The 18,860-nt window shown below is 65.7% G+C and carries 14 protein-coding genes and 4 pseudogenes; 7 read left to right on the top strand and 11 right to left on the bottom strand.

Annotated features, from left to right (window positions below; all coding sequences use genetic code 11):
* Positions 1-35: 35 nt before the first annotated feature.
* Positions 36-861, top strand: a pseudogene (locus tag LNW72_RS00280) (IS5 family transposase).
* A 477-nt stretch (positions 862-1,338) separates the two neighbouring features.
* Positions 1,339-2,580, top strand: a complete 1,242-nt coding sequence (locus LNW72_RS00275) for an IS110 family transposase (protein ID WP_250973421.1) — start codon at positions 1,339-1,341, stop codon at positions 2,578-2,580.
* 719 nt (positions 2,581-3,299) lie between these two features.
* Here the strand turns inward: LNW72_RS00275 and LNW72_RS00270 are convergent.
* A pseudogene (locus tag LNW72_RS00270) lies at positions 3,300-3,853 on the bottom strand (transposase).
* 807 nt (positions 3,854-4,660) lie between these two features.
* Between LNW72_RS00270 and LNW72_RS00265 the strand changes: the two are divergent.
* Positions 4,661-5,119 (top strand): DoxX family protein, encoded by a 459-nt coding sequence (locus LNW72_RS00265; protein ID WP_250973420.1) that lies wholly within the window; start codon positions 4,661-4,663, stop codon positions 5,117-5,119.
* Positions 5,120-6,134: 1,015 nt separating this feature from the next.
* Positions 6,135-6,662: a cupin domain-containing protein gene (locus LNW72_RS00260; protein WP_250973419.1), complete on the top strand. Its 528-nt coding sequence runs from the start codon at positions 6,135-6,137 to the stop codon at positions 6,660-6,662.
* A 302-nt stretch (positions 6,663-6,964) separates the two neighbouring features.
* Here LNW72_RS00260 and LNW72_RS00255 read toward each other — a convergent pair whose 3' ends face one another.
* The 5 genes from LNW72_RS00255 to LNW72_RS00235 all read right to left on the bottom strand — a co-directional run bounded on the left by LNW72_RS00255 (position 6,965) and on the right by LNW72_RS00235 (position 9,556).
* Positions 6,965-7,171 carry a hypothetical protein gene (locus LNW72_RS00255; RefSeq protein ID WP_250973418.1) on the bottom strand — a complete coding sequence of 69 codons (207 nt, stop codon included), beginning with the start codon at positions 7,169-7,171 and terminating at the stop codon, positions 6,965-6,967.
* A gap of 365 nt (positions 7,172-7,536) precedes the next feature.
* Entirely contained in the window at positions 7,537-7,794 is a 258-nt protein-coding gene (gene tatA, locus LNW72_RS00250) for a Sec-independent protein translocase subunit TatA (RefSeq protein ID WP_250973417.1), read from the bottom strand.
* A gap of 179 nt (positions 7,795-7,973) precedes the next feature.
* Positions 7,974-8,582, bottom strand: coding sequence for an HD domain-containing protein (locus LNW72_RS00245; protein ID WP_250973416.1), 609 nt, complete (start codon positions 8,580-8,582; stop codon positions 7,974-7,976).
* Between the two features lie 100 nt (positions 8,583-8,682).
* On the bottom strand, positions 8,683-9,099 hold the full coding sequence (locus tag LNW72_RS00240) for a thioesterase family protein (protein ID WP_250973415.1): 417 nt from the start codon (positions 9,097-9,099) through the stop codon (positions 8,683-8,685).
* A gap of 226 nt (positions 9,100-9,325) precedes the next feature.
* The gene (locus LNW72_RS00235; protein ID WP_250973414.1) at positions 9,326-9,556 is read right to left on the bottom strand and encodes a hypothetical protein; all 231 of its coding nucleotides are present in this window, start codon (positions 9,554-9,556) and stop codon (positions 9,326-9,328) included.
* Positions 9,557-10,711: 1,155 nt separating this feature from the next.
* Between LNW72_RS00235 and LNW72_RS00230 the strand changes: the two genes are divergently transcribed.
* On the top strand, positions 10,712-12,421 hold the full coding sequence (locus tag LNW72_RS00230) for a serine/threonine-protein kinase (protein ID WP_250973413.1): 1,710 nt from the start codon (positions 10,712-10,714) through the stop codon (positions 12,419-12,421).
* A gap of 33 nt (positions 12,422-12,454) precedes the next feature.
* Here the strand turns inward: LNW72_RS00230 and LNW72_RS00225 are convergent, their stop codons facing one another.
* From LNW72_RS00225 to LNW72_RS00215, 3 genes and pseudogenes are all read right to left on the bottom strand, one after another.
* Positions 12,455-12,853: a nuclear transport factor 2 family protein gene (locus tag LNW72_RS00225; protein ID WP_250973412.1), complete on the bottom strand. Its 399-nt coding sequence runs from the start codon at positions 12,851-12,853 to the stop codon at positions 12,455-12,457.
* 156 nt (positions 12,854-13,009) lie between these two features.
* Positions 13,010-13,246: an IS3 family transposase gene (locus tag LNW72_RS00220; RefSeq protein WP_250973411.1), complete on the bottom strand. Its 237-nt coding sequence runs from the start codon at positions 13,244-13,246 to the stop codon at positions 13,010-13,012.
* A 12-nt stretch (positions 13,247-13,258) separates the two neighbouring features.
* Positions 13,259-14,155 (bottom strand): annotated as a pseudogene (locus LNW72_RS00215) (IS30 family transposase); the annotation flags it as partial.
* Between the two features lie 1,219 nt (positions 14,156-15,374).
* On the opposite strand from LNW72_RS00215, the gene LNW72_RS00210 reads away from it, so the two are divergent.
* The gene (locus LNW72_RS00210; protein ID WP_250973410.1) at positions 15,375-16,424 is read left to right on the top strand and encodes a hypothetical protein; all 1,050 of its coding nucleotides are present in this window, start codon (positions 15,375-15,377) and stop codon (positions 16,422-16,424) included.
* A 181-nt stretch (positions 16,425-16,605) separates the two neighbouring features.
* Here the strand turns inward: LNW72_RS00210 and LNW72_RS00205 are convergent.
* A pseudogene (locus LNW72_RS00205) lies at positions 16,606-16,905 on the bottom strand (RICIN domain-containing protein); the annotation flags it as partial.
* Between the two features lie 637 nt (positions 16,906-17,542).
* On the opposite strand from LNW72_RS00205, the gene LNW72_RS00200 reads away from it, so the two are divergent.
* A complete protein-coding gene (locus LNW72_RS00200; RefSeq protein ID WP_250973408.1) occupies positions 17,543-17,743 on the top strand; it encodes a hypothetical protein in 201 nt (66 codons plus the stop codon).
* A 145-nt stretch (positions 17,744-17,888) separates the two neighbouring features.
* Here the strand turns inward: LNW72_RS00200 and LNW72_RS00195 are convergent, their stop codons facing one another.
* Positions 17,889-18,758 carry a transposase gene (locus LNW72_RS00195; RefSeq protein ID WP_250973407.1) on the bottom strand — a complete coding sequence of 290 codons (870 nt, stop codon included), beginning with the start codon at positions 18,756-18,758 and terminating at the stop codon, positions 17,889-17,891.
* Positions 18,759-18,860: the final 102 nt, after the last annotated feature.

The following is an 18,860-nucleotide window of genomic DNA, read 5'->3' as shown; positions in this document are numbered from 1 at the left end:
TGGGCGCACTCGGCCTGGAGCGGTACGCCGGAAGCATGCCGACGCGACGCCCGTATCCGAGTGATCTGTCCGATGCCCGCTGGGAGTTGATCGAGCCGGTCCTTGCCGCTTGGCGCTTCGAGCGCCGCGGCAGGGCCCTGGATCTCGGCCGGCCGCCGGAGCACGACCTGCGCGACATCATGGACGCGATCTTGTATGTGGACCGCACCGGGGTCCAGTGGCGCTACCTCCCGCACGACTTCCCGCACTGGAACACGGTCTACGGCTACTTCACCAAGTGGCAGCAGGAAGGCGTGTTCGCCCAGCTCAACGGCCTGCTCCGACAACTGCTGCGGCAGAAGGAAGGACGGGACTGCAAACCGTCGGCCTGCCTGATCGATGCGCAGAGCGTCGAGACCTCCACCAGCGTCCATGCCTCACATCAGCATCGACGCCGGCAAAAAGATCGTGGGCCGAAAGCGGAGCATCGTCACCGACACCATCGGTCTGCTGCTGGCGGTGCTGGTCACAGCGGCGAGCGTGCAGGACTCCACGGCCGGCACCCGACTCCTGGACCAGGTCGCCGCCGAACACCCGGCCATCCGCAAGGTCTGGGTCGACGGCGGCTACCGCCAACACCTGGTCGAGCACGCCGCGACTCTCGGCATCGACATGGAGATCACCGCCCGCACCCCCGGGACCAGGGGGTTCACGCCGATCCCTAAGCGGTGGGCGGTCGAGCGGACCTACGGCTGGCTCATGCTCCACCGCCGTCTGGCCCGCGACTACGAGACCCTCCCCGCCCGATCCGAGGCCATGATCCACATCGCCATGGCCGACCTCGTGGCCCGCCGTCTCACCGGCGAGAACACCATCTCCTAATCCCTTGTTAAGGGTGTCTCGAGGGAGCCGTTGTCTCTCGGGATGTTCGAGTGCCGGATCGTGACATCTCAGGGCAGCTGGGCTGGTGACGTCTCAACGTAGATCGTGTGTGCGGTTCTGGTGCTCGAGACGGTGGTGGCCACGTGAGCGCCGGACGGACGGCTGACCATCTCCGGGCCTTCGAAGCCTCGCGCCAGAGCGGTGACGTTCGGCGTTCTCGTGGCCGCCACCGTCAGCACTCATCAGTTGATCACTCGTTGGTGTTGGTGATGCGAGCCCGCCGCACGGTGACCTCTTGTTGTGCCCGAGCCCGTCCAAGCTCTCGTGCAGACCGAGGCCCGTGGGGTGCGCTGGTGCCACGAACGGCTAGTGAGGTGGAGGCACATCCGCTTGGCGGTTGATGCCTGGGATTAGGACGCTCGCGTGGCCCGCATGCGCTCGTGACCAGCGCAGACACCAGGACATCGGGAGGGAACCTTGATCTACTGCGGCATCGACTGGGCGGAGAAGACACACGACGTCGCCCTGGTCGACGACACCGGCACACTGGTGGCCAAACGGCACATCACCGACGACGCGGCCGGCTACAAGATCCTGCTGGAACTGCTCGCCGAGCACGGCGACACCGAGGAGAATCCGATCCCGGTAGCGATCGAAACCTCCCGCGGCCTGCTCGTGGCAGTCCTGCGAACCGGGAAGCGACAAGTGTATGCAATCAACCCGATGGCCGCCGCCCGCTACCGCGACCGCCACTCGGTCTCCCGCAAGAAGTCCGACCCCGGCGACGCCCTCGTTCTGGCGAACATCCTGCGCACTGACATGCACGCTCACCGGCCCCTGCCCGAAGACTCCGACCTCGGCCGGGCCATCGCCGTGCTGGCCCGAGCCCAGCAGGACTCACTCTGGAACCGGCAGCAACTCGCCAACCAGCTCCGCTCCCTGCTACGGGAGTACTACCCGGCAGCCCTGGAAGCCTTTGCCACCTGGGCCAACGGCCTGTGCCGCCCCGAAGCCCGCGAACTCCTCAGGGCCGCCCCGGCCCCTGCCCGAGCCGCAAGGCTGACCCGCACCCAGCTCCAGGCCGCCCTCAAACGGGCCGGCCGCAAACGCGGCATCGAGGCAGAAGCCGACCGCCTCCGCGACGTTTTCCGCGCCAAATGGGCCCACCAGCCACCGCTGGTCGAGGACGCGCTGGGCAAGCAGATGCTTGCCCTCCTCCTCCAGCTGGAAGCCGCCTGCGTCGCTGCCGACCAGCTCGCCGAGGCGGTGGAAGAGGTTTTCCCTGAACACCCGGACGCCGAGATTTTGTTGAGCTTTCCCGGACTCGGCATCCAGCTCGCCGCCCGGATCCTCGCTGAGATCGGGGACGATCACACGCGCTTCGCCGACGCCCGCGGCCTCAAGGCATACGCAGGCTCATCGCCCATCACCAGAGCCTCCGGCAAGAAGTCGTCCATCACCCGCCGGTGGGTCAAGAACGACCGGCTCAACCACGCCGGCTATCTGTGGGCCTTCTCCTCGCTGCGGAACTCGCCCGGAGCCAACACCCACTACCGACGGCGCCGCGAGCACGGAGACTGGCACGCAGCTGCCCAGCGCAACCTCTTCAACCGCATGATCGGACAGCTCCACCACTGCCTCCAGCACCACAAGCTGTTCGACGAGAACACCGCGTTCCCCGCCGAACTCGCCACCAAGATTGACGCATTGGCATCGTGAGGTGTCTGGCGCGACCCGACACCTCGGACTAACCAGCATATCCCGGGATAGAACAGTGGGAGAAAACGACCTCTTACGCCGCCGCCCTGCGCGACCGCCGCAGCATCCTCATCGAGGAATCCGGCGTGCTGCTGCGGTGCCGCAAGCAGCCATGGCACCGCGCGGCGCCCCTTCCATCAGGTGTCAACTATTTGCCGTTCACGTCCCAGATCCCGTTCGGGCTGTGGATCTTCGCTCTTGTCCCGAACGACGATGAGGCATGTTCCGGACGGAGCTGGAGCCAGAAGATACGGTGTCAGGTACCGGCCTGGTGGGCGCTGGGGCCTCAAGGGCGAACAGCGGCAGCATTGCTGGCCCGGGTGGAGAAGCTGACCTGGGACGAAGTCGTCACCCTGCGAGGCTCCTACAACAAGGCATGGCCGACCGATCACGAGGGCCCCGCCTGGTACGAGGCGCAGGACCTCGCTGCGACCACCGACCGTGCACAGTTGAAGAACGTACTGATCAAGCACGCCGAAGCAGCACCGGATCGAACGGCTCGCGCCCACGGCGAGCGCGTACGGGACTTTCCCGACGAGCAGAAGGCCGGCCGTGTGCTTCGCCGCCGTGGCCCTCGCTATCGAAGACCTCTCCCAGCCTCGCTCAACGCTCTTCGGCCCGCGTTGTCTTGCACTCGGCGACGTCCACATTTATGCCGTCCCCTCATGGGCCGACAGCCTCTACTGAGGTTGTTGGCGTGGTGTGGTCAGGGTGAGACCGGTCGCGGTCAGGCATCCGCATGATGTCGCTGCGGTATTGGATGTGACGGAGGCCGTGTCGTAGTCGGCGGATGAGTGGGTCGGGTTCGGTGTAGGCGGTGTTGGCCTGGCTGGTCCGGCGTAGGACGGACCAGATGCCTATAACCGAGTTGAGGTTGGGGGCGTAGGGCGGCAGGTGGTAGGTGGCAGGTGGCAGGTGGTGATCCAGGCGTGCCCGTCGATGAAGGCTCGCATCCGGCGGTCTTTGTGGACGTTGAGGTTGTCCCAGATCAGGACAATCGGTCCGTCGAGTTGGTGGTGAGTTGCGATGAGGCGGTCGCGATACTCGGTCCAGGGCAAAGCTCTTGTGACCTGCGCTCTTTGGGGTCGGTATGCCGTTTGAGCCGGTAGATCAGGCGGGCGCGCTGGCCGGGCTGGTAGCAGCACAGGGCGGCGATGGAGAAGCGGTGCTGGGAACGGCCGCGAACCCGGATGACCGGGGTGCTTCCGCAGCCCGGCGGGCGGCGGGCTGACATCCACCAGCCCGCCGGCAAGGTACGGGCACTGCTCACCGGCCGCGGGGGGAGAGCCCAGGCCTGCGGCCATTGGACACGGTGGCCCGCCCGACCGGGAGTCCACCCGAGCACAGCGTCAACAAAGCCTCTGCGCCGGTGGAGTTGGGACTTCCAACGGCCGACCGGTCCCAACATCTCCCCCTACCCGCCAGGCCGGCCCCCACCGCGGTCCGGCCCCCGCCGCGGCGGGCACGGAATGAGTAGCACGTACTGATCATTGAATCGGGCCGACTGGATAAAATTTTGCCGACAAGCGGCCGCAGTCCGGTTCAAGAAAAGGACGGCCTTGAGGTCGCCTTGGCAGAATTCTTCTGAGACCGGGAATCCAGCAAGAGCAGTGGAATCTCTCCATGGTTGTAAATCGCGGAAAACGAAAGAGCCTATTGAGTGAATCGCATTCCGCGTCGGCGCGTTGTTTCCTCACGAGCGCGTCACCTGCCGGGCCCGCCGCAGCCCTGATGGTTATTTCGCTGAGTGCCGCCACGGCCTCGTCAGCATCTTCATCGAACTAGCACTAATTCTCCTTTCCGTCGCGTATGTCATCGGTGAGTCCGCAATCAAGGGTCGGCATATGGAGCAGCTGCATCCTGTCGCCGGACCGACCGAACAGACAGCATGTACCCGTTGCGGGGAAGTCGAATTCCCAAGGGATACTTCCTGACGGCTTCCTTGTAGCACTAGATTTTCGAATCCGCGCATTTGATAATACTGCATCGCAGAATTCTGACAAAATATATAACTTCTGTACATTCCACAGGAAGGTACTTCATGTCACAGCAGAAGCTCTGGCCGCATGCCCTCTCCGCGTTCCGCGTAATAGTCGGGGCGCTCTTTTTCTGCCACGGCGCATCGTCCGTGTTCGGCTGGTTCGGCGGGGCCATGGGCCACGGCGGCACCATCGCGACGGGCACCTGGCCGGGCTGGTGGGCGGCGCTCATCCAGCTCGTAGGCGGTGCCCTGGTCGCCCTCGGCCTGGTCACCCGTGCGGCGGCCCTACTCTGCTCCGGCTCCATGGCCTACGCGTATTTCAGCGTGCATCAGCAGCACGCGCTGCTGCCAATCCAGAACAACGGCGAGCCATCGGTGATGTTCTGCTGGACCTTCCTACTGATCGCGTTTGCCGGGCCGGGCACCTGGGCCCTGGACACCATCCTGACGCGGGGTCGGCAGATGGCCGCCCGCGCCGAGCTGACCACGGACCGGGTCGCCGACCGCGTCAGGCCCTGACCGAGAGGGCGCGGACGTCCGAGAGCTGCGCCCCCAAGAAGACTCCGTACCGCCCCCGGCGCCCCGGGGGCGGTGCAGGGCGGCAGCGGCATCGCGCGCTCCGTCTCGGCGGCCTCCGGGTACGCCAGGATCTTCTCCAGCGCGGCCAGCGCCCGGTAGATGCTGGAGAGGCTCGGGCTATGTCCTTTGCGGCGGTCGATGGGGATGAGCAGGTGGGCCGGGGTTCTCGACGCTCTTCCCCCGCGCTGCGGCGGAGCACGGTATCGAGTATGTCCGCGGTGATGACTCGGGGTCGGCCGCCGTGATTGCCCTGGTAATCCGCAGTGTCGAGTCCTTCGAAGGTGGTTGGAACCTACACCTTCCTGGACATCAAGATCCATGGTCAGGTGTGTCCCACACTCCGGGGGTCGCCTCAGCCATATTCCTCCCCATCGCACCGGACATCCTCCCATCCTTGTAGGAGGCACCACGGGCTGCTTGAGGTCCAGCGGTCATCGCAACATCCCCTCCCGGGAACTGCGATGGATTTCGAGATCGGAATCACCTGAACGTTCACAGGGCGGTTGAGACTCGTGTAGAGAAGCTCGTCCAGCCGTCTGCCGGATCGGCCGGGTGCGTAACAGTTACTGCGGTCATAGGCCGTCGCAGGTAGAATGGCCTGTCCGTGCGTTCGGGCTCCCGCAGTGTGAAGGCTGATCAATGGTGGCGCAGGTCGACGCCGCGGTGGCGGATCCCACGCCCGCTATGCGCTGGCCGAAGACATGGTCAACGAGGACTGAGCTCGCGGGCGTTCGGGTCGGCCCGGCAGTAGAGCCTAGGACGGCTCGACACCTCGACAATTTTTACTCGCCGGAGTCGGCGGCCGAGCACGGCATCTTGTGCGGTGGCGCGAATCAAGATCAAACCTGCGTGTTGATTCCCGGCAAGCCCTAAGCCGAACCAGTCTGGCCCACGGCATAGTGAGCCGGGCCAATAATCCTTCCGTATTCTAAAAATAGATCGTTAGGTGGTTCCCATGACGTCACACCCTTCGTCACCGCTCCCTCTGTCCGGCAGTGGCGCCAATGACGGCTTCCATCCGGCTTTGCCCCGCACTCCGGGCAGACCGGCGGCCCATGCTCACCGGAAGGTCCATCACATTCCAGCCGACCAGTTGGACGCCGACACGGCGCAGACCGGGGGCATGCGCCGCTTCGCCGCGATCAGTGGTGCGTCCGTAGGGTCCGAGAGAATGTGGATGGGGCAGACCACTGTCGCTCCTGCGACCTCGTCAGCCGATCACCATCACGGCAGTTCGGAGACCGCGATCTATGTCGTCAGCGGCCACCCCGAGTTCGTCTTTCTCGGCGTGCCGGACGGCTCCGGGGCGGGGCCGGAGGAGGTGCGGCTCCGCACGGGGCCGGGCGACTACATCTTCGTGCCGCCTTTCGTACCGCACCGCGAGGAGAACCCCGATCAGGACGAGGAGGCCGTGGTGGTGATCGCCCGCAGCACGCAGGAGGCTGTGGTCGTCAACCTCCCGGGCCTCTACGTGCTGGAGTAGCCTGAAGGCCTTCGCGCAGGTGAACCGTAAGCCACCGACCCCGTGCCGCCGCTTCTGCGACCCGGCGGCTGCGGTCGTCCGGTGTATCGAGCGGTGAGCGCCGACAGCAGGAGATGGCTTACCGCACTCCAGAACACCGGCTACTGCACGGCGAGGAGTGCCGCATCCACCGTGCACAGGCCCGTGAGGTGGGCAGGGGCGGTGCGGACAACCCCGGGGTGGGGCCGCGCATGAGGACGGGAAGACGAGAAGCTCCGCCGAGTTCAGGACGCGGGCTTTCGACGCGCAGTCGATCCGCGAGGTCAGGGCGCTGAGCGCCTACTCATAACTTCTGACCACCGCCGGGGCCCGTGGGGCCGGCCCAGCGCCACCCGCACGTCGCCGCCGAGCTTGAAGAAGGCGTCCAGGACAGCCTGTTCCGAGGTGGGCGCGATGCACACATACCGGCCGCCCTTGGTGGTGAGCAGCACACCGTGGTCGCCGATCCGCCCGGCCAGTTCCCGTTCCACGCGGTGGGAGTCGTCGTACGCGTCAGTATCGGTGGCGACGCCACGACATGTCGGCCGGCCAGCCGGAGCCCGAAGCGCTCCGCCAGCCGCCCCGGATCGCCGCGCCCCAGAGGCGGATCGTCGACGAACTCCCGGCGGGTCGTCTCCTTGCGGACGGCGAGCCGCTGCAACCGCTCATACCCCTCGGTGAGCGCCGCCAGCCCGGCTCCACGGCTGCCAGCACGGATTCACCGAAATGCCGCAGGCCGACAGCGCCGCGGCGTCGGCTACTCCGGGCAGCGACCCATGCCATCGCTACCGCATGCTTCCGAGCTCCGGGCGCCTAGAACATATCAAGACCATCCGAATCCAGAAACGCGGACCCGCTACGAGGTGTGTGCCTCGGGCTGGGGGGCGGATTCGGCGACCGGGGGAGCGGTGTTAGCGGTCGTGCCAGGCAGGGACGCGGCGGTCGCGGTCGCGGCGTCGTCGTCGGCCTTCAGCGCACGCGCCTCGGACTTCAGGATGCGCATGGATTTACCCAGGCCGCGGGCGGCCTCGGGCAGCTTCTTGGAACCGAACAGCATGATCAGAACCAGTGCCACCACGATCAGGTGCCACGGCTCCAGCCCGTTTCGCAACATGGGGATCCTCGTCTCTCTTAGAGATGGCCCAGACATGTGCCTGGATTGTCGTACTGCCACCCTGGCGCCTGTCCAATCAGCCCCTCGGCGCTCAAAGCATCGGTAGAGGCTGTGCATACACCGGCTTGCATCGATGCCCTCGCACACTGGGCGAACTTCACGTCGGGAGTGGCACTCGGTCACACCTGTCGGGCGAGGTCCAGGGGGTTGGCGGCAATCTCGATACCGATGCCGTTGCGCACTGAGGCTGCGGCTGAGCTGTCCGGCTTGCGCGCCGCCTGGCTCCGGAAACAGGAGAAGAACTCCTTGGCGAGGCCGAGTCGCGGGTAGCGCTCGAGCACCTCGCTCTTGAACTCGAGTGAGAAGTCGTCCGTGTTGCGCCCACAGATGTCGAGACCCGTCGAGCGCTCCAGCAGGTGGCCTTCCGCATCCACGGTCACATCCACCCGGTCCCACATGTGCCGGACGATCACTTCGGACAGCCTGGTGCGGCGGGCCGGTGGCCACCCGGCCCCAGCCCCGAACACCCACGCCACGTGTCCGCCGGCCTCGTCGAAGGCCACAGTGTGGTTGTCGAACTCCCGGACGAGGCCGATGTCGTGCAGCATCGACGCCACATAGAGGAGTTCGGGATCGAAAGGGATCCCCTGCGAGGTGCCGTAGGCCGCAGCCCACAAGTAGGCACGCACGGAGTGGTTCAGAAGAGCGGGAGAGCAATACGCGGTAGCCACTTCGAGCGCGGAGGCGCACGCGGAGCTCTCGGGTATTGCCAATGCATCGAGTCTCATATCACTGACTTTCGCCGCATAGGTCGGTGCGGGGCGTGGCAGACGTCCGTTGTCTGTGTTCTGGCGGTGCTCCCACACCCGAAACGTGATCAGCGCGGTTTCAGGACGTGATGCGCTGGATCCGTGCTGCCAGGCTCCTGGTCGAGGCGTTCCATGGTGTCGGAAGCAGAGTGCCCGGGTCGATGCGGACGATGACGCGGCTTCCATGCGCATATGTGGTCGTCAGGTCGGTGGAACAGAAACGGAATCCGTAGGACAGGGTGGTGCTGTCCAGGTGATCTGTCCACAGGTGCACGGTGTAGTTACCTGGCCGGGTGACTGCGACCTCATAGGTGAGATGAATCTCCTTGATCAGATTCAGTCCGTCCCCCGGCGCGTCCCCGTCTCCGGCATGTGTCAGGTCACGGCCCTCCCAGTATGTGTTCCAGGCCCGCTCGACGAGGCGTCCGTAGCGGCTGTTGTGCAGCATGCCGAACGAGTCCAGATCGTCGCAGTAGACGCCGACTGGTACCCGCACACCGAAATCCGCCGTGCTCACAGCCCGGGGAGGGATCGCGACCACTGGGACGCCCTTTCCTGGAAGTGCTCCGGACAGGCCGGAGGGCCGGGACACGGCAGAGGACTCTCGTGAGGCTGTTGCCCCTGCGTTTGTACGCAACGGACGGGTCGCACGCTCACCCACTGATGGGCCCAACCTGCCGGTGGACCGCGGATGGTCCCGGGTGTGCGGCGGCGCAGCACCCTCATACCTCGATGTAGGACACCACGATGGTGTGAGAGGTCACGATGTAGTAGATGACGCGCACATTCCTGAAGGAGTCCGTGTACTCCCGCACGGCTCGGTTGGCGCCCTGGACCTGAATACCGATGTCGGAATTCATGGACACAGCCACCAGCACATGGTCGAGCTTCGCCAGAGACTCACGGCTCGTAACTTGCTCGACCTGTCTGATCGTGGACTCGGTGAGGATCATCCTGGCCCGATAAGGGGCGTGCTTGGCGGGACCCGTGGCTGCTGGACTGGCGGGGGGTCGGCGGGGGAACATCTTGATCATGTTTGTCCCAGTTGAAAGGAGGGGGTACCGAGGGCGCCATGAAAACAGCGATTCGCTGCCCTCGTGCCTCCCTCCAGCAAACTGCTTGCTCAGGAGTGAGACCTGAGTAATTTCCTACTCATTTCCGCTGTGAGTATCGCGAGACCATCAAGACCGCTTGCGGCCGGCCAGCCGCCGCTAGCTGCCATCGGGAGGCCGGGCTCCCTGCTGCCCTATGCAATTCCCGTCGAGAGGATTGCGGTGCGCATCACGTGCAGCACGCGTGTACGTCCGGGTTGCACCCGTCGCACAAGTGAGTAACCACGGCGTGCCTGATACGGCACTCTCGGCAGACGTACCGACCGCAGACACGGCACTCCGGATGAGCTGCGGCGCTCGTTGCACACACGACGAGGTGGTCCTGGTCGTCGACCATGGCTCTGCCCCTGACGGACGCCGACCGCGTCATCCGATTCCCTTCGCCGACCCTGGTGCGAAAGCAGGCCCGGTCCGTGGCCGCGACGTGGTGCGGTCGACGATCCCGGTGTTGACCACACCGCGAGAAGGGGAAAGCGAGGCGGTGAGCTCCCCTGATGATCTTTTTCCGATTCCCGTCTTTGATGAGCAATCGCTACTTCATTGTCCGCCGTCGGCTCCGGCGTGAGCGATGGCGGCCGCCCGCCCGCACCCCGGGCCCGCGGCAAGATCGTCGGTGCGCGGGCCGGCCCCCTCCCGAGGGCGAAGCGCAGGATTGCTGATGCGGCAGTCCTGGCTGCCAAGGCGGTTGAGGATTTACCCTCAGCGTCGATCGCGAAATATAGAATTAGCGACAAACGGCTGACGGCGCGTGAGTACTACTACTTAATTTTCTCTCGTGTCTTCTGTGCTCAGGAATTCTCCGCCGTCGGCTGCCTGTGCTCAGCCGCAGCCGGCACAGGCAGCGCCGCTGTTGTGCACGACGGATCAGACCAGCTCACGATGCCTGCGATCGGCTCGCGACAGGACGGGACGACAGAAAGCGACCAGTCGCAGCCATGATCGGGACCGTCCGAACCAGCAGCCGGGCTGGCGAGCGGGTCTCCTACGATGGCCAGCATGAACGATGGGGGTGCGGGATCACGGACCATTGACGGCCGCTTCGAGTTGCTGGAGCGGTTGGGGGGTGGAGGGATGGGGTTGGTGTGGCGTGCGCGGGACTTGGTGCTGGACCGCGAGGTCGCGCTCAAGGAGGTCCGCCCGCCCGACCCCGCCATGGCGGCAGCCGACCCAGCCGGGACGCGGTTGATGCGGGAGCGGGTGCTGCGTGAGGCACAGGCACTCGCCCGCCTGCAGCACCCGAACGTCGTGACCATCCACCACATCATCGACACCCCGGCGTCCCTCTACCCCTGGCTCGTCATGGAGCTCGTCCACGGTGGAAGCCTTGCCGACCGCCTGGCCCGCGGACCACTCACTGTGCGCGAGGCAGCCCGGACCGGCCGCGGGGTGCTCGCAGCGCTGCGTGCGGCGCACGACGTCGGAGTGCAGCACCGCGACATCAAACCCGGCAACATCCTGCTGCGCACCAACGGCACTCCCGTCGTTACCGATTTCGGCATCGCAGTCCTCCACGGCTCCACCGCCCTGACCGCCACCGGCGCACTCGTCGGTTCCCCCGAGTTCATGGCCCCCGAACGCATCCGCGGCCACGAGGGCAACCCCGCCTCCGACCTGTGGTCCCTGGGTATGACCCTCTACATCGCTCTCGAAGGGCATCACCCGCTGCGCCGCGCCAGCACCTTCGCCACTCTTGCCGCGGTACTCGATGAGCCCTTGCCACCCCCGCAGCGCTGCGGACCGCTTGCTCCGCTGCTGACCGCGCTCCTTGTCAAAGACCCCATAGGACGCCCCGACGCCGAGCAGATCGATCGTATGCTCGCTGCTGCCGAGCACCACGAGAGCGCCCCGCCGGCCGGCCCGGCCCCCGCTTTCGGGCCTCCGCCAGAGAAGTTCCATCGCGCCTGGCCACCGAGCGCGTACGGTTCGGCTGCTCCTGGTCCCTCCGCAGCGCCCGCGCCCCCGGCCCGATCCGGCGCGCCCGCCCGCCGTCTACCGCTGAAGCATTCCACCGGCACCTGGGCGCCCAGCGCGCGCCGCCGGCGTTCCGTAGTTTCCGCCTCGTGCGCGGCCGTGGTCGTGCTGGCCGGCGCGCTTGCCTGGGTCCTGATACCCCGTGGCGGCCACCCCGCGGGCAGGGCCGCCACCCCGCCGTCCCGTATGCTCAGTACGCCGGCGACCAGCAGCGCCCTGGACATCCCGTCCGCCCCCGGCGGTCAGACACCGGGGACCGACACCCCGGTCCTGTCGACCCCCGCAACTTCGGACAGCCTGCTCACCCCGGCAGGCGTACGCCGGGCGATCGCGGCGATACGCCCCCTCATCGCCGGCGGCAGGGTCAGGGAATTCATCGTCTACGCCGACTACGCCACCGCCGAGGCGCCGCTCGCCTCCAACCCGAAGCTGTACGACGACTTCACGTTCCGGGCGGGCAAGGTCACGCATTCCCCGGGCGGTGCCATGCAATCCGGCGACGCGACGGAGAGCCTGGACAGCTTCGACTGGGATGCCCTTCCACGCCTGTTCGACACGGCGGCGAAGACCTTGGGCGTCACTAGTCCGACGAGCCGCTACATCACCGTCGACCGCGACGTGTTCGACGGCATCCCAACCATGAACATCTACTTTTCCGACGCCTACGGCGGCGGCTACCTGTCGGCGGGCGCTACGGGAAAGGTGAAGTCGACGCATCCTCGCGGGGGCTCTTGATCCGATAGCACGGAGCCCCGCCGGGCTTCCGGGTCAAGGCCGCATGGCTCCGAGCAGCGCTGACCGGTCGAAGTAGACCTCGTTCTTGACGATCAACCCACCGTGCAGTGCGACCGTGCACACACCGTCGCACTCCACCACGGTGTCTCCCGCCGGGATGGCGGCATGCCAGTAGTTGAGGAACCCGCCCTCCAGAGGCCGGACACCAGTATTGGTCCACACCCAGTCCGGATATCGTCCGAGCAGTCGGCGGAAGTAGGCGAGGATCTCACCCCGTCCGTGGACGCCTCGTGGAACGGCCGGATCCCGGTACACGGCGTCATCCGCGTAGAACGCGACGAGCCGTTCGGGATCGTTGCCCGTCCAGGCAGGCAGCCACCGTGCCGCGAAGGCCCGAGCGGCCGCCTCATCCAGTCCGTCGAAACCGGTCATGTGCTCTCCGCCTTTTGCGATATTTCGTCCGCATTGCGAACTGGGGTATCCTACGAGTCATTCCACAGTGGTTCCGTGTACCGCGGCTGGGTTCCGATCTCCGCGTGCGCGGCGTGGTCCAAGTGAAGTTCCCGCGCAGTGCGGGACCCGGGGTGTTCAGGCTCCCGGAGTGAGGTTCTGCTTGAGCAGGAACCTGACTCGGGTCGGGGTGACGTTACCGTCGTCGGGATGCCCGCGGAGCCGACTGCGGTTGTACTTGGCCTCGATGTAGCGGAAAACGTCGGCGCGGGCGGCCTCGCGGGTCTCCCACTCGGTTGTTCCAATCTCCGCCTTGAACAGAGCGAACCAGCTTTCCGCGGCGGCATTATCGTAACAAGAGCCGACACGGCCCACCGAATGCCGGATTCACAACCTGGCTACCTCGACACGGAACTCGCCGCCGGTGTACTCGGCGTGTGCAACCAGTCTTGCAACACCGGGCTGTCGTAGCGAGCGTAGCTGCTCTTCGATGACCTCGGCCGGTGTCCGCCAACTGGGGACCTTGCGGGGCCGGTTGTCGATCGCCACGGCGACGGCTTCGAGGTCCTGGATGACCAAACGGGAGAGATCAGTGCCCTTCGGGAAGTACTGACGCGGCAGCCCGTTTGTGTTCTCGTTTGTCAGTCGCCAGGGCGAGTGCGGATCGGCGAGGACCACCTTCGTTCCAGGATCGAGAGCGAACTGGGCATGACCGGAGAGTACCTTCCCGCTGTCCCAGGTGAGGGTCTTGCGTAGCTGCTCGGGCAGCTGCGTCATCGACGTGGTGAGCGCCGCGTTCACCGCGATCGCGCCATAGCCATCGAGCGAGGGAACGTTCTGCACGGGCGGACTCTCGCCCCAGCCCGCGAGCCGAGGCAGGTGCACCAGGAGCGTGGAGCGGCTGCTGCGCTCGACGAGCGTACCGATTGCGGAGCGACCCGTCCCGATGATCAAATCGCCTTCCCAGTGTCCAGAGACCGCGCGATCCCCGGCCTCGGCGGAGCGTTCGCTGAGGATGACGTCCGCGGTGACATAGCCCTGCGGCTTGTCCTGCGACCGTGCACGGGGCACCCGTAGCGCCGGGCCGGTGCGCAGACACATGACCAGTTCCCGCTTGAGCGCGCCACGGCCTTCGATGAACAGCGCCTGGTAGACCGCTTCGTGGCTGACGCGCATGGACTCATCATCGGGGAAGTCGACTGGGAGCCGGTGCGAGATCTGCTCCGGGCTCCATGCCGTCGTCCAACGCCTGTCCTGCCGCCGCGGCTTGTCCAGCCCTTTCAACCCAGTCATCTGAGGCCCGGTGACGTTGTCGGCCCTTGGTGCTCAGAGTGACGTCGCCGAGGTGGCGGCCGAGGTCGCGCGGGTGCCAGTGGCGGTCGGGTTCTGTTTCGAGGTTGTCCAGGACGTGTTGGCGGCGGCGGTCGTCCGGCGGGTCTGGCGGTCGCCGTTCGAGGTGGCGGGCAGGTCGGGCTCGGGTGCGAGGATGGCGATGGCCAGGCCGGTGACGGTGCGGCTGGTGTCCGGGCGGCCGTCGTCTTTGCGGTCGTGGTAGTGGGAGGTCAGCGACTTGACCTTGCGGGCGCTGACGCGTGGCCGCCTGGGCGGGAGGAGCGCGGCCAGGATCCGCCGGCCGATAACGCCGGGCGTCCCGCGGCCGGTGATGCCTGCGGTCTGGAGTACCAGGTCCCGGGCGGTGTGGAGAGCGATAGTGAAACCGCATCGGTCTGGATCGGTGCCCGCAGGGACTCGGCAGCCTCCACCATGACCATTCGCAGGGCCTGGTGAAGGGTGGGCATGGCCCACATCTCCTGCTCGACGCCGAAGGGGTCGCCCGGCCCTGCCAGTGGGGTGTGCCGCAGCTCGGGATATGCGGACTCGTGTTCCCACCGCTGGTGGTGGAGGGCGACCACGGCCGAGGCCGGGTAGCGGCGGGCATCCGTCAAGGTGGTGGCGAGCCGGGCCGGGTGCCGGTCTCCACCAAAGTCATCAGCTCCACCATCGGGCAGCCGCCGCGCACGCCATGCTCCGCAACGGCACCTTCTACGAACCCCGCACACCCAAAACCGTCGAGCTGGCCGCGTGAACCCGACACCGAAGAATCACCTCAAACCCAGCGGCTCAGGCTTGACGAAAGACATAGGGGCACCCCTCCGGGCGCACGCAGGCCCCCGCGAACGCGCCGATCAGAACCTGACGGGTATTCAATTAAAACGTCGGGAAGAACAATAGCGACTCGCCCGCCACTCCCTCTGAGCAATGGCTGCTCATTTCTTCGCGTTGCCGTGAATAATTCGTGCACCCGGTCTTCATAAAATGTTCACAGCAAACCCGTGAGCGTTTTACTGAACTACTTCGTATTCTTCCCCGTACCGTTCCAAGCGCAGCCCGGCCGGGATGCGTGGTGCACATCGACAAAGATGAGGACAGTTAAAGGCAGATGAGACTCGTATCCAGGTCCACTCAGACTTCCAAGACCCGTCGACCCCGGCTCCGGGCGCCCTTGGTCGCAGCCCTCGGCTCGGCGGCGGTAGTCACCAGCGCGTTGGTCTCGCCGCAGGCCGCCTTCGCGTTCAATATCTTCCCGCAGGGGAGCGCGATCCTCGCCTATGCGGACGGGCAGACGGGCAATCTGATGATCCGTCTGCCTGGCGGCCAGATCACTGACACTCACCGGCAGGTTTCGCCCGGCACTAGTCCGAGCATCACCGGCCTGCTGGTGACCGGACACTGGGAGGTCGCGTTCCGCGAGGCCAACTCACAGCACCTGTGGCTGATGGGCCAGGACCTGGCGCCCCGTGACACCGGATCCTTCATCCAGCCGAACACCAGCCCCGCCATCACCACCCTTACCAACGGGAACTTCGAGGTGGCCTTCAACGGCCCCGGCAACCACCTCTTCCAGGGCGACTCCCACAGCGGCGGCGACACTGGCTCGTTCATCGCACCCGGCACCAGCCCCTCCATCGCTCCGACCGCCGTCCAGACCTACGAAGTAACGTGGGTGGGGCCGGGCAACGTCGTCTGGGAAGGCGGCCCCACGGGCGGCGGCCACATCGCGGCCAACGCCACCGGCGGTGTGGTGGAGGCCTCGGACGGTTCCAGCCCCTCCATCTCCGGCATCCCGGGGGGAAGCTTCAAGGGTCCGAACTTCGGGATAGCGATCCACGGCCTCAACAACTTCGCCACCGCGATCGACAACACCGACAAGGCTATCCCCAGCATCTCCGTCGTCGCCCCCGGCACCAACATGGCCAGCGGTGCCAACCCGTACACCAGCGTTCCCTTCTCCTACTCGTTCCAGCACGCCGGCGACGGCCACCTGATCCAGACGAACTCGGGCAGCGGCACCATCGACAGCGGTCTGAAGATGCGACCGGGCTCCAGCCCCGCCTCAGCCACCGTCAACAACGGCACGATCGACGCTTTCGTCAACGCCGACACCGGTACCCTCTGGACCTGGAACGACGACAGCTTGAAGGGGATCGAGACCGGCCTCAAGGTCGCGGCCAACACGAACCCGAGCATTGCCACGCTCTACACCGTCTCGTAACCACAGGCCATTGCCGAAACACCTGCTCCCCCGAGTAGGTACCGGCCACCGCATATCAGACACCACGGCCGCCGTGGTGCTCCTCCGCCCGAGGGGAGCACCACGGCGGCCGACGTCGTCTCACACATCGACAATGTGCGGCCTCGTCAGTCCGTGCGTCACGAGGCAGCCGCCCAGCCGATCAGAGCTCATGCCACAACTGCTCGTAGTGGTAGTCCTGAAACGGATTGCCATTGCCCTGGATCTCGTCACAGGACCACATTTGCAGCTGCAAGCCCTCGGTGTTGTTGCCCTCGAGCTTGTCCAGGCACAGGGCGCCCTGGAGACTGCGGATGTGATCGTCGGAGGCAGCCATCCGCTCCCAGCGCCAGTACTGCCTCACGTCGTTGACATCGCAGGGCGCCATGACGACCGGCGTGCCGTTGTCCGGCCAGCTCGCCACGGCCATGCACTGAGTCGTCCAATGGTTGGCGAGCATGAAGTAGCTCTGCCCGGCGACCGAAACAGGGAACTCGCTCCACCCCGGCGCTGGGAGCGTTCAGGCACTTCCACTGCTGGGCGGCCCCGGTATCCGGATTGTCCATGAGGCACTGCCCGGAGCCGCCCACCTGGAGGTGCGTGTACCCCTCCGAATTATTTATCGACCCGTGGGCCGTTCCCGACATTCCCACACTGATCGCCGTCGCCATCGCAAGTGGCAGCACCATGCCAACCATTTTGCGCCGGAATCCCATTCTGGCCTCCTGAGGTCGATGAAGCATCCGGAAAATATCATTCACGGATGATGTTCGCCACAGCCTCCGACGAATGAGTCACCACGTTATGGAACAGAGACGCATCTTCGCAAGTCCGCATTATCCGACCAGAGTTCCACGCAATTTGCCCCCACCTTCTCCCGGTAGATCGTGTTATCGAGCGCACGCGCGAACCAGCGAGATGCATTTATCGTTTCCGTCTTGATAGACCGTGGAGTCACGCTATATCTACTACTCCTTGTCGATCCCAGTGATCGCTCCAGGTATATGCCTGAAAAGGGCAGATCATTCGGCGTGCACCGGCATAAGAACTCTCGGAGTCGGGAGATTTGCATGAGAGTTCGACAGAAGATACTCAGAGCAATGCTGTCCCTCATGATGGCCGTCGCAGCCATCACCGGGTTGTCCAGGTCGGCACATGCCGACATTTCCGACCCGGTCGGCTACTACCACCTGAAGGTCTCCACCCCCATCAGCACCTGCGTCGACGCGCAGGATTCCCCGCCGGGGACACAGCTCGTCATGTGGAGCTGCCTGAACACGGACTACGAGGAACGGGCGTAGATCCAGAGCCCATTCCTGGCAACCGCTTCGGGCACTGCGGCTGCACGACACCCACCATGTTCGTCAACGAAGCCATGAACCTGTGCCTTACGAGCTCGTGCATGGTTGGCGCTGGCGCGTCGAGAGGTGCGGCTCGGCTTGGTGTTCACCTTGGCTGACCGGGCCCGCGGGTGGCAGTCTGCTGGTGTGACAGGAGCCCGGCGATGGCCTGGATGGTGTCACTCATGTGCTCGCGTCGGCCGTGGTGGCGGGCGAGGGCTCGCCAGTTCTTGAGGTGCGCGATGCCGTGCTCGACGCGGATGCGACGTGAGGAGTGGGTCTTGCGCTGGCGTTCGTGGATCTCTTCGTACCAGTCCGGTGCGTTCTTCTTGAACTTGCGGTGTGGCGGTGTCACGACACGTCCGCCTGTCTGCGCACCCAGTCCCTGGTAGCCGGCGTCAGCAAGGATCTCTACGGTAGGCCCGTCGACAAGGTGCTTGACCAGTCCTAACTGCCGGGCATGCGTGATGTCGGCACAGCTTCCAGGCTGGGCTGGACTGCAGAACAGAAGTCTGCCGTCGGCGTCGGTGAGGACCATGGACTTGACGGCGTTCTGCTTGTTCTTGCCGGAGATGAACTTCTCCCGGTCTTTGCGTCCCGCGGCTGGTCTGCGGACCCGGATCTCGGTTCCGTCGATGATCCCGCTCTGCCCGCTCGCACCGAGATGGTCGATGACCTCGGCGAGTGTGTGCAGTCGGACATCGGGCGCCACGGTGCAGCCGCGCCCTGCCAGCAGCGGCCGCACCTCACCGATGGCGCGCGTGATGGTGGAGCGATCCACCCCGAACCAGCAGGCCAGTACGTCATGGGTGGCGCCATGGCGGAGATGAACGGGCGTGGCCAGCAGCCGGTCGACAAAGACGAGTTTGTACCTCGCTCCGGCTCCCACTGCTCTGCGACGGGGACGCGAGGTGAGGGCCGAATGGTGCCGCTCCTGCCACAACGGGCCGATCTCGGCGATGAGTTCAGCGATCACATCGCGTGTCAGCCCAGTGATCCGCTGGCTTTGGATGATCGCTGCACGAGCCCGGTTCCCCACCACACTGACCATGATCAACGACCAAGACCCCAACGCACC

It is taken from the genome of Streptomyces sp. RKAG293, assembly GCF_023701745.1.
Taxonomy (GTDB): Bacteria; Actinomycetota; Actinomycetes; order Streptomycetales; family Streptomycetaceae; genus Actinacidiphila.
This window is presented reverse-complemented; position numbering and strand designations above follow the sequence as displayed.